This window comes from Verrucosispora sp. CNZ293 (genome assembly GCF_002754655.1).
The window spans coordinates 2,467,881-2,479,775 of sequence record NZ_PEFR01000001.1; the positions used below are offsets into that span (position 1 = coordinate 2,467,881).

The window sequence follows — 11,895 nt, forward strand, 5'->3', positions numbered from 1 at the left end:
TCCACATCGGAATAACCCATGCTCCATGTAGGAGCGCAAAAACCTTGTCAGCAACGGGCTTTCGATCAATAAGTTGACAGAAGCAGGTTTTGACGGTGCCTTTTCCGTAGGTTGGTTCGCGCCGCTCAGTCAGGAGGTTGGATGTCTCACGTCCGCATCCGGATCGCGTTCACGCCGCTCGCCGACGACGACGAATTCGTCCTCGGTGAGCTGACCGACGAGCTGGCGGACGACCTCCGCGAGGTCGGCGATGTTTCTCGCGTCGAACGAGCCACCGTCGACCCGGCTGCCAAGGGCGTCGCAGAGCTGACGCTCGGCGTCGTCACCGTGCTGGCGGGCACCGAGCCCGGCTACGTGCAGGCGTTGGTCGACGTTGTCCTGGCCTTCCTGCAACGCCACACAGGCCGCCGGGTGCATCTGCGGGTCGGTGACATCGAGCTGACCATCGACCAGCCCACCCACGCACAGACCGACGAACTGATCAGCACGGTGCGGGCCGCGATCGACCGGTCCCGTCCCTGATGGGCCGGCACGCCCTGCTGCTCGGCACGGCCACCTGCCACGTCGACCGAGCGCTCGCGCCCCTCCCCTCGGTACGACAGGACGTTGCGCAGCTCAAGGCGGTGCTGGACAGCGCGGGCGAGTTCGACAGCGTCCGCGCCGAACTCGACCTGCCAGCAGCGCGCCTACGGCAGATCGTCGAGGAGTTCTACGGGGTGCGGCGCACCGGCGACCTGGCCCTGCTCTACTACTCGGGCCACGGGGTGATGCACCCTGACGGTCAGTCGCTGTTTCTCGCGGCGACCGACACGGTCAGCGGGCAACTGCACGCTACCGCCTTCGACACCGACGGCATGCTGCGTCATCTGCTCAACGACTCCAAAGCCAGCCAGAAAGTCGTCCTTCTCGATTGCTGTTTCTCCGGCGCGTTCACGGCCCGGCACCGGTTCCGGGGCGGTGTGCGCGAAGAGCCACGCCGCCTCAAACGGCAGCGTGGCACCTTCATCCTGACCTCCAGCACCCACCAGAAGGCGTCGAAGGCACAGGGTCCGGACCGTCCATCGGTCTTCACCGAGGTGCTTCTTGACGGTCTGCGCGGTGCCGCCGAGGGGCCTTCCGACGATGGGTGGATCACCACCAACGACCTTTCCCGATACGCCCCGGCCGAGATGGCCCGACGTCGCCAGCACACGCCAGTCGAGTCGAGTGAGGGCGTCACCGAGCCGATCCGGCTGGTGACGGCCTCGGGTTCCGCCGCCGCCGCACGGCAGGTCACCGCCGTCACCGCCAGTCCGAGGGACGAGGCGCCGTTCGACGCGGACCAGTGGCGGCGTCTGGTGACCTACTACATCAACTGCATGCAGCGGTCGACCGTGCTGCAATCGTTCATCGATCCGCAGGCAAGCACGACGTACGTCGCGGCACCGCCGGGCGCCGAGGCCGTCTTCACCTCGGAAACGCCCGTCCAGCTCGGCGGTGCGGCGGCCAGACTCGCCGCGCGGGCACGCGCCGACGGCAGGGAGATCCAGTACGGCTATCCCGTCGTCGCGGTTCGGCCGGCTCGGCAGAAGCCACTCCGGCTCGCTCCACTGCTGGTCTGTGATGTCACCGTCGGCCAGGACGCCGTCCTGCACGCCTCCTTTCCGCCCCGGCCCAGTGCCGCGCTCGTCGACCTGTTCCAACTGTCCGAGGTGGAAGGCGACGAACTCCGGCTCCGCGTCGAACAGGCATTCGCGCCGGGAGACCCCGCCTCCCTCGCCGCCACCGTCGACGTACTCGTGAAGACGTTCGGGTTGAGCCCGGTTACGGACTTGGATCCGGCCAAGCTCGGCGGCACCATCCGCCCGGGGCCGGTGAACGGGGTACAGAACGCCGCGATCCTGTACACCGTCGACGCCGCCGAGTCACCACAGCGGCAGCTCGTCGACGACCTGCGGGGCATGATCAAAAATCCTCGGCTCATCGAGCGGACGGCGCTGGCTGCCCTGGCGGTCCGCCCGGACGAGGCAGCTGCGGCGCCGGTCACGACGGTGGCGATGAGCCCGACGAACGAGGCCCAGGAAGAGATTATCCAGGCGGCGATGTCACAGCCGTTGACCGTGGCCCAGGGGCCGCCGGGCACCGGCAAGAGTCAACTCGTCACAGCCCTGCTGGCCACCGCCACCGCCGCCGGCCAGAGCGTGCTGATCGGCTCGACCAGCAACCAGGCCGTCGACTCCGTGCTCGACCGGGTGACCGACCTGATCGGCCCGGGCCTGCTGCTGCGTACGGGCAACAAAGACCACCGCATGCAGGAACCGAAACACCTCGCCGACATCCTGGCGGCGTACCCACCGGCGGAACGGCCCAGCACGCCGGAGGACCGGACACCCCTGCATGAGCTGCGGCTCCTGGGTGACGAGGCCGCTGGTCTCCGTAGGGTTCTGGACGAACGGCGCCAGCTCGAACGTGACCTCGCAGAGCTGGCCGTTGAGCGTGAGGTCGACCCAGGAACCGGCGCAGCATCGTTGCCCGTCGACGACACGGCGCTGGTGCAGCTCGTCCGGCTGACCGATCGGGCCCTCGGCAGCAGGTGGTTCGGTTGGTGGTACCGGTGGCGGCTGCGGTCGTATCAGGTTGCGGATCGAGACGCCGTCAAGGCGCTCGCCGAACGGGCGGTGATCGAGCTGCGTTGGCGGGAATGCCGGCGACGCCTCGCTGAGCTGCCCGACGCCGACGTCACCTGGCGGCGACTGGTCGACCTGACCGGCACCGAACGGCCCGCGCTCAGCATCGATCTGCTGCGGTCCCAGATCGCCCGGCGGGTGGCGGCTGGGGCACGCCTGCTACAGGACCGAGCCGACGAGATGGCCAAGCCACAATCAGACAGCTGGGCTTACTTCCCCGAGTTGCTCCGGGTGCTGCCAGGCTGGGCAGTGACCGCCCTGTCCGCCCGACGATTGAAGAGAAGCCCGGCGATGTTCGACCTCGTGGTGATCGACGAGGCGGCACAGTGCACCATCCCCGCGATCCTGCCCATGCTCTATCGCGCCAAGCGTGCCCTGCTCATCGGCGACCCGCGTCAGCTCGCACCCGTCGTGGACCTGTCGGAGAGCGACGACATCACCGAACGTGCCTGCGCGGAACTGAGTACCGGCTGGCTCACCACCCGCCGACTGACCTACACGGCCCACTCCGCGTACGACGCCTTCGCCACTGCTGCGGGTGCCACGCATCTCCTCGACGAGCACTACCGGTGCCACCCGGACATCGTGGACGTGCCGAACCGTGAGGTCTATCAGGGCCGGCTCACCGTGCTGACAGATCCGAACCGGTTGGCCGCTCCAGCCGATCCCGCGGTCCGTTGGCGTGACGTGCCCGGACAGTTCAGCCGTGGCACCACCGGGTCCGGGTTCAACCAGATCGAGATCGACGCAGTCGTCGCCGAGGTGACAGACCTGCGCTCCGCGTACCCCGATATCTCGATCGGGGTGGTCACGCCGCTTGCCGCGCACCAACGGCGCCTGGCCGCGGCCCTCGCCAACGCCGGCCTTACCGACAACCTGCTCTGCGCGACGATCCACAAGTTTCAGGGCAGCGAACGAGACATCATGGTCATCTCGCCGGTCGGGGCGCATGGCACTCCGGACCGCACCCGAGGCTGGCTGGTGCACCAGACCAACTTGTGGAATGTCGCCATCACCCGGGCTAAATCTCAGCTCGTCGTGGTCGGTGATCGATCGTGGTGGTCGGGCCAACGCGGCCTGCTGACCGCCTTGGCGGTGGCCCATGAGGTCGCCGACGCCTCACCGGATGCCGCGACCGCGCCGGCGGATCGATTGCACCTTGCACTTCGGGGCACCGGTCTCACCGTGCGGCGCGACGTGCCCGTGGCCGGGCGGGCTGTCGACTTCGTGGTGGGGCGCGGGAACGTCGAACTGGCCGTCGTCGTGGACGATCCCATGGGCGACCCCGACGGCCGAGGGCTGCGCCGGGTGCTCGCTCGGCTCGATGTCACACGTGGTTCCACACCTGTCCGCCGGGTGCCCGCCTGGCGCTGCCTGTCCGAGCCCGAGCAGGTGGCGGCAGAGTTGATTGACTACCTGCGCCGCTCCGCGCTGTAGCAGCACGGCAGATGGATCGACGTCGTGCTGCTATGGCACACCAGCTGTACCACGAGGCGGATTGGAGCGTCCTTCCCGACCATCGGTCAGGTGCGGCGGAGCAGGGCGAGGAACATGGCGTCGGTGCCGTGCCGGTGCGGCCACAACTGCACCGTCGGTCCGTCGCCCAGCCCCGGCATCCCGGCCGGCAGCACCCTACGCGCGTCGACGAAGTCGACAGGCACGCCGCTGCGGCGTGCCGCCTCGGTCACCGTCACATGGGTCTCCACCGTGTGCGGTGAACAGGTCACGTAGGCCACCACCCCACCCGGGCGGGCCGCCCGCAGCCCGGCGGCGAGCAGCTCGCGCTGCAACCGGGTCAGGGCCGACAGGTCGGACGGCTGACGCCGCCAGCGCGACTCCGGCCGGCGGCGCAACGAACCGAGCCCGGTGCACGGCGCGTCGACGAGCACCCGGTCGAAGTGTTCCGCCGGCAGCTTCTCCTCGGTGCCCACCAACCGACCGTCGGTGTTCAGCACGGTCACCGGCAGACCTCGGGTGGCACCGGCGACCAACCGGGCCCGGTGTTCGGCCACCTCGACTGCGGTCAGCCGGGCGTTCCGCTGCGCGGCGATGGCCCCGAGCAGCCCCGACTTGCCGCCCGGCCCGGCGCACAGGTCGAGCCACCGGCCGTCCGGACCGTCCACAGGTGCCAGCGCGAGCGCGTTGGCGACCAGTTGGGAACCCTCGTCCTGGACGTGGGCGCGACCATCCGCCACCGCCGCCAGCTCGCCCGGCGCGCCACCGGCCAGATAGACCGCGTACGGCGAGAAGGCACCGGGGGCGCCGCCCACCTCGTCGGCGAGATCGACCGGGTCGACCAGGCCGGGCCGGGCGCACAGGTGCACCGGAGGACGCTCATTGTCCTCGATCAGCAGGCGGGTGGTCTCGCCGAGATCACCACCGAGCGCCTCGTTGAACGCCCGCACGATCCACTGTGGATGGCTGTAGGCCACCGATAGGTGACCGATCGGATCCGCCTCGATCGACGGCGCCAGTCGGGCGACCCACTCGTCGGCATCGCGGGTGGCGACCTCGCGCAGCACCGCGTTGGCGAACCCGGTGGCTCCCTGACCCACCACCCGGACCAGGTCGACGGTGGAGGAGACCGCCGCGTGCGGGGGCACCCGGGTGTGCAGCAGCTGGTACGCGCCGATGCGCAGCGCGTCGCGCACCGGCGGGTCGATCCGTTGCACGTCGCGCCCGGCCGCGGCGGTCAGGATCGTGTCGAGCGTGCCCAGATGGCGCAGGGTGCCGTAGGTCAGTTCGGTGGCGAAGGCGGCGTCCCGGCCGAACAGTCCCGAGTCGGTCAGGATCGCCGGCAGCACCAGATTGGCGTACGCGTCATCACGGTGCACCGCCGCGACCGCCTCGTACGCCGCGTAGCGCGCCCGGTCGACGACCGGCCGGCTGGGACGGGACCCGCGTCGCTCCGCGCCGCCACGAGCGGCGGTCTCCCTCACGCGAACACCTCCCCGGCGCCGACCCGGGCGCCGCGCGCCCAGTCGGTCGCCGGCATGGCCCGCTTGCCGGCGGCGCGCACCTCACCGAGACGGACCGGGACGGTCGCCGTGCCGGCCAGCACCCGCGCCTTCTCCACGAGCAGCTCACCGGGCTTGAGGTCGGGCGCGTCCGGTGCCGGGGTGACCGGGCCGAGCTTCACCCGTTCGTCCCGGAAGGTCGTCCACGGGCCGGGCGCCGGGGTGCAGGCGCGGATGCGCCGGTCCACCGCGAAGGCGGGGTCGCCCCAGCGCACCCGGGCGTCCTCGACGGTCAGCTTCGGGGCCAGCGAGACGCCGTCGGCGGGCTGCGGCTCGGCCCGGGCGGTGCCGTCCTCCAGCGCGTCCAGCACTGCCACCAGCAGCCCGGCGCCGCTGTGCGCCAACCGCTCCAGCAGGTCACCGGAGGTGTCCGCCGGGCTGATCTCGTCGGTGAGCGTGCCGTAGACCGGGCCGGTGTCCAGCCCCTCCTCCAGGTGGAAGACGCTGGCCCCGGTCAGCTCGTCGCCGTGCAGCACGGCGTGCTGCACCGGCGCGGCGCCCCGCCAGGCCGGCAGCAGCGAGAAGTGCAGATTGACCCAGCCGTGCCGGGGAATCTCCAGCGCCACCGGCGGCACCAGCGCGCCGTAGGCGACCACCGGCACGCAGTCGGGAGCCAGCTCACGCAGCCGGTCCAGGAACTCCGGCTCACGCGGGCGGGCCGGGGTCAGCACCTCGACACCGTGCTCGTCGGCCCAGGCCCCGACCGGGGAGCGGACCAGCCCCCGGCCGCGCCCCGCAGGGGCGTCCGGGCGGGTCACCACGGCGAGCACCTCATGCCGGGAGGCGGCCACGGCGGCCAGGGCCGGAACAGCGACGGCCGGCGTACCGGCGAAGATCACACGCACCCGGTCACCGCCCCAGACCGAAGGGGCTGCCGGCGGCGTGCGGGCTCAGCTTGACCGTCGGCGGGGCGGCGGCGTCGTACCACTCGGCCTGACGGATCGCCTTCATCGCCTCCTTGCGGCCGGCCGGATCCAGCCGGTCGAGGAAGAGCACCCCGTCGAGGTGGTCGGTCTCGTGCTGCACGCAGCGGGCCATCAGCCCGGTGCCGACGATCTGCATGGGGTCGCCGTAGCCGTTGAAGCCCTTGGCGATGACGTTCTGCCGGCGCTTGGTGTCGAAGTACAGCCCCGGGATGGACAGGCACCCCTCCGGGCCGTCCTGCTCCTCCTCGTCGGGAAACTCCAGCACCGGGTTCACCAGGTGGCCGACCACGTCGTCGACGTCGAAGGTGAACACCCGCAGGCTCACACCGAGTTGCGGCGCGGCGAGGCCGGCACCGCCCTGCTCACGCATGGTGTCGGTCAGGTCCTCGATGAGCTTTCGCAGCTCGACGTCGAAGTCGACAACCGGATCGGCCGGCGTGCGCAGCACCGGATCCCCGAACAGACGGATGGGCTGGACGGTCACGCGGGTGGGCTCCTTCACGGCGGGACGGGAGTGCCGTACCAGTCTACGGACTGCCGGTGGCCGTGCCGGCCGGCGCACCACCCTGCGCCGCCGGCAGCGGTTCACCCACGGTGACCGGCAGGTGGTCGTAGCCGCGCAGGGTCAACCGGATCCGACGCCGGGCCGGCCCGGCCGGCGCCATTTCGGGCAGCCGACGCAGCAGCGCCGGGAAGGCGACCTGAGCCTCCAGCCGGGCCAGCCCCGCGCCCAGGCAGTAGTGCGGCCCGGCACCGAAGGAGAGCGGGTTCAGCTGCGCCCGCCACGGGTCGAACCGCTCCGGCCGTGGGTACCGCCGGGGGTCGCGGTTGGCCGCGCCCAGCAGCAACAGGATCCAACTGCCGGCGGGCACCTCGACCCCGTCGACCCGTACGGCCTCGCCTGTGGTGCGGGTGGTCAGCTGCACCGGCGAGTCGAAGCGGAGCAGCTCGTCCACGTACGCCGGGGCGTGCTGCGGGTGCTGCCGCAGCACGTCGGCGGCCCGGCTGTGGGCCAGCAGCACCGCCAGCCCGTTGCCGAGCAGGTTGGTGGTGGTCTCGAAGCCCGCGACGAGCAGGATCACCAGGTTCGCCAGCAGTTCCTCACCGGAGAGCCGGTCACCGGCGTCGTGCGCCTGCACCAGGGCGGTGGTCAGGTCGTCGGCGGGCCGCCGCCGACGGGCGGCCACCAGTTCGGTGAAGTAGTCGCGCAGCTCGGCGGCGCCGGTGTCGGCCACGGCCAGCTCCGCCGGGGTGATCTCGGGCTCCAGCACCCCGGTCAGGTCGGCCGTCCAACGCCGGAACAGCGGACGGTCGGCGGCGGGCACGCCGAGCAGTTCGCAGATCACCCCGACCGGCAACGGGTAGGCGAACTCGGCCATGAAGTCCACCGGAGCGCCGCCCCGGCCGGTCGCCGCCATCGCGTCGATCAGCTCGTCGGTCTGCGCCGTGACCACGTCGCGCATGGCGCCGATCCGGCGTGGGGTGAAGGCTCCGGCGGCGAGCCGGCGCATCCGGCTGTGGTCGGGCGGGTTGGTCCGCAGCATGGACCGGGCGATCGAGGACACCGCCGGGCTCTCCCGCCAGGTGGGCAGGAGGCCGTCGCGCAGATGGTCGTCGAGCACCCGGACCCGGGCGTCCCGGAGCAGTTCGTCGGCCTCGGCGTGGCCGGTGACCGCGTACAGGCCCGGACCGGCCGGCACGATCGGCCCGTGGGCCCGTAACCGCTCGTACGCCGGATACGGGTCGACCCGTCCTTCGGGTGACATGAGCGACGCGAGCGCCTCAGCGGCGTCCATCTGGCCTCCTGGGTGTCCCGGAGGCTCCATCATGCCCGGGCGGTGCCATCGCGGGCGGCACCCGACGCCGGGCACCCGACGCCGCGCAGCCGGCCCGGCGGGCTCAGCCGGCGGCGGGCTCAGCCGGCGGGGCTCTCCCCGGCCAGCACCGCGTCGCCGGCGAGCAGGGCGTGCTCGGGCAGCGGCAGGTGGATGTCGTGGGCCGCCGCCCAGTCGTGGATCAGGCTGGGGTGGGTCTGCGCGACGAAGTAGTCCATCGCGCTCACCCCGCCGACCACCGGCTCCTCGACCTCGGCGACCAGCCGGCCCGGCACCAGCCGGAAGCCGTTGCGCAGCGCGGCGCTGAGTCGGCGGTGCCCGTTGACCACGAAGAAGTACTCGCCGGTGTACCCGATCTCCAGTGGCTCCAGGCCGGTCTCACCGGCGGCGGCGACCTCGGCGGTGAAGGTCGAGTCCCACAGGCCGCGCAGGCCGGCGACGTCCTCGGTCGGGTAGACCCGACCCGGGTCGAGCAGCAGCAGCGGCGGGGCGCCGCGCAGCACCTCCGGCGCGAGCCGTCCCTCGTACGCGTCGACGATGCGCTCGATCACCTCGTCGGCGGGTGCCCGGGTGGTGTCGCAGATCAGGTCGTAGTTGCGCAACCTGGCCTTGTCCACGCCGTAGCGGATCAGGAACCGGCCGCGCTCGCTCTCGCTGCGTTCCCGGAGCCTGGCCTTCGCCTCCTCCAGCGAGGTGTAGCTCTCGGCCGGCCCGGAGGGACGCAGCAGGACGCGGCGGGCTGCCTCAGCCGGCTCGGTGATCATGTGCACCTTGAGCGCGTCGGTGAAGAAGTGCCAGGCCAGCCGGGAGTCCATGACCAGGCTCTCACCGGAGGCGGCGATGTCCCGCTGGAGCTGGTCGACATAGCCGTCGACGGCCTGGTCCAGCTCAGCGTGCAGGTTCAGCTGGAGCGCTGTCATCTGCCGCTCCTGGGCCATCTGCCGGTAGAGGTCGCCGACGCTGACCCGGCGCAGGCCGAGCCGCTTGGCGATCTCGACCGAAACGGTGCTCTTGCCGCTGCCGAGGTCACCGTTGAAGACGATCGACTGACGAACGGTCACGACTGGTCCACCCCTGATCACCGGCTGGTTGAGGTCATCGATTTCCGCGCCGGGCCGACGCGGTTCCGCAGTCGTCGCGCCGCCCTCGGACACCTCCAGCTCGACCTGGAGTCGCCGTACGCACCGGCATGACGGGCGATGCTACCACCTCTCGCGGGCCGGACCCGACTACGCGGCCTTGAGCGGGCGCGCCGACACGTAGCGTCATGATCACGTGACATATCGCACCGATTGGGGCATCGGTCGGCACGCACCGTCACCGGGCCGGTCAGAACAAGGCGAGCGGGTCGACCTGGAGGCGTACCGGGTCGGCCGCCTTGCGGGCGCTTCGGACCCCGGCCGCCGCGTGCAGCGCGTCGGCCATCGCGGCGGCGCGGGCCCTCGGCACCCGCACCAGCATCCGTTCCCGCTCGCCGTCGGCCGGCACCGGACCGAGCAGTTCCGTCCCGTCGGGCAGGCGCGCCTGCGCCAACAGATCGGCGACCGCGTCGGGCAGGCCGGTCACGCTTGCCATCCGCATCGCCGGGGGAAAACCCAGCTCCCGCCGTTCGGCCAGTTCCCGGGCGGCGAACCAGCCGGCGTCCCAGCGCAGCAGGGCCTGCACCGGCGCGAGCGCCCCGTCGGCGACCACCACCACCCGGCCCCCCTCGGCCGCCGGCCGGGCCAGTGCCGCAGCGGCCGTCCACCGGCGCAGCGCCTCCTCCCCGGCCCGCAGGTCGGCCCGGGTGAGCAGGGCCCAGGAGTCCAGCAGCAGCACCGCGCCGTAGCCGCCGGCCGCCACCGGCTCGGCGCCCGGGGTGGCGATCACCAGGCCCGCGCCGCCGGGGACGTCGGTCAGCACCTCCTCCCGCCCGGAGGTCCGCACCGGCACCCCCGGAAAGGCCCGCCCCAGTTCCTCGGCGGTCCGGCGGGCACCGGTGACCGAGGCCCGCAGCCGCCGCCCGCCACACTGCGGGCAGGCGTACGCGGCGGCGATCCGGGCGCACCAGCGGCAGGCCGGCGACCCACCTGCCGACGGCAACGCGAGCGGGCCGGCGCAGTGCGGACAGCGGGCCGGCGTCCGACATTCGGCGCAGGCCACCGAGGGCAGGTAGCCACGCCGGGGTACCTGGACCAGGACCGGCAGCTCGGCGCGGAGCGCCTCCCGGGCGGCCGTCCAGGCCAGGCTCGGCAGCCGGGCCGTCGCCGCGCCGGGATCGCGGGCCAGTTGCGGGTCGTCGCCGGTCGGCACGATCGCGGGGGTACGCGCCCGCAGCACCGCCCGGTCGGCGATCACCTCGCGGGCCCAGCCGGTCTCCACGAGCAGCTGCGCCTCGGCGGTACGGGCGTAGCCGCCGACAAGTGCGCCCGCCTCCGCCAACTGGGCGCGGGTGAGCAGCACCTCCCGGGCGTGCGGGTAGGGCGCTCGCGGCTCGGCGTGCAGGTCGTCACCGTCGTCCCAGATGGCCACCAGTCCCAGCCGGTCGACCGGGGCGAACATGGCGGCGCGGGTGCCGATCACCACCGGGGCTTCGGCACGCCGGGCGGTCAGGAAGGCGCGGTAGCGCCGCGCGGGGCCGAGCGCGGCCGACAGGCACACGTGCCGGCCCACGCCGAGCCGCGCGGTGAGCGCGGCGTCGAGCCGGTCGAGATCCCGCCCGTCGGCGACCACCACAAGTGCGCCCCGGCCGGCGGACACCGTAGCGGCGACGGCTGTGGCGTAGCGGGCCGCCCAGTCCTCCCCCGGCAACGCCGACCACACCGCCCGGGGGGAACGCCCGTCGGCAAGGGCCCGCAGCAACGCCGGCCCGGCCGGGTAGTCGCGCCATCCTTCGGGCTCCGGCACCGGCACGGCCGCCGCGCCCGGCACAGCCGCTGCCCCAGGCTCAGCCGATCCCGCCGGCTCACCCGGACCCGCCAGGTCGGCCGGTGCACCCGGGTCGGACGACGCATCCGGACCCGACGGTGCTTCCGGGTCGGACGGTGCCTCCGGATCCGCCGGTGTTCCCGGGCCGGCCGATGTGACCTCGGCGGGCGGGGCGTTGGTGATGATCTCCTTTTCCACCCGGGCGTGCCGGGGTGGCACCGCCAGCCGCAGCACGTCGGCCAGACTGCCGGCGTACCTGTCGGCGACGACCCGGGCCAGCCGGGCCACCTCCGGGGCGAGCACCGGCACCGGAGAGACCACCTTGTCCAGGTAGGCGAGCCGGGGATGGTCGGATCGTTCGGTCCGCTCCAGCAGCCACCCGTCGACAAGTTGGCCGGCGAAGCGCACCTTCACCCGTACGCCGGGCACGGCGTCGGCCGAGAGGGTCTGCGGGACCAGGTAGTCGAAGGGGCGGTCCAGATGGGCCAGCGGCACGTCGACGCAGACCCGGGCGACCGGCGACCCGTCAGCGGGCCGCCGGTCG

Annotated in this window: 8 protein-coding genes; 2 read left to right on the forward strand and 6 right to left on the reverse strand. The window is 72.5% G+C overall.

Translation table 11 applies throughout. The features are described from left to right. The first annotated feature begins 141 nt into the window (after positions 1-141). Positions 142-522 carry a hypothetical protein gene (locus tag CLT74_RS11235; protein WP_099846484.1) on the forward strand — a complete coding sequence of 127 codons (381 nt, stop codon included), beginning with the start codon at positions 142-144 and terminating at the stop codon, positions 520-522. Further along, positions 522-4,103: a caspase, EACC1-associated type gene (locus CLT74_RS11240; protein ID WP_099846485.1), complete on the forward strand. Its 3,582-nt coding sequence runs from the start codon at positions 522-524 to the stop codon at positions 4,101-4,103. Before CLT74_RS11235 ends, CLT74_RS11240 begins: the two co-directional genes overlap by 1 nt. An 86-nt stretch (positions 4,104-4,189) precedes the next feature. Here CLT74_RS11240 and CLT74_RS11245 read toward each other — a convergent pair whose 3' ends face one another. The 6 genes from CLT74_RS11245 to CLT74_RS11270 form a co-directional block, all read right to left on the reverse strand. Then, positions 4,190-5,647, reverse strand: coding sequence for a transcription antitermination factor NusB (locus CLT74_RS11245; protein ID WP_099846486.1), 1,458 nt, complete (start codon positions 5,645-5,647; stop codon positions 4,190-4,192). After that, the gene (gene fmt, locus CLT74_RS11250) at positions 5,602-6,528 is read right to left on the reverse strand and encodes a methionyl-tRNA formyltransferase (RefSeq protein WP_099846487.1); all 927 of its coding nucleotides are present in this window, start codon (positions 6,526-6,528) and stop codon (positions 5,602-5,604) included. The genes CLT74_RS11245 and fmt overlap by 46 nt, the downstream gene beginning before the upstream one ends. A gap of 4 nt (positions 6,529-6,532) precedes the next feature. Further along, on the reverse strand, positions 6,533-7,093 hold the full coding sequence (gene def / locus CLT74_RS11255) for a peptide deformylase (protein ID WP_099851758.1): 561 nt from the start codon (positions 7,091-7,093) through the stop codon (positions 6,533-6,535). A 43-nt stretch (positions 7,094-7,136) separates the two neighbouring features. Further along, a complete protein-coding gene (locus CLT74_RS11260; RefSeq protein WP_099846488.1) occupies positions 7,137-8,405 on the reverse strand; it encodes a cytochrome P450 in 1,269 nt (422 codons plus the stop codon). 119 nt (positions 8,406-8,524) lie between these two features. Beyond that, on the reverse strand, positions 8,525-9,505 hold the full coding sequence (locus tag CLT74_RS11265) for an AAA family ATPase (RefSeq protein ID WP_099851760.1): 981 nt from the start codon (positions 9,503-9,505) through the stop codon (positions 8,525-8,527). Between the two features lie 268 nt (positions 9,506-9,773). After that, entirely contained in the window at positions 9,774-11,846 is a 2,073-nt protein-coding gene (locus CLT74_RS11270) for a primosomal protein N' (protein ID WP_158240240.1), read from the reverse strand. Positions 11,847-11,895 lie beyond the last annotated feature (49 nt).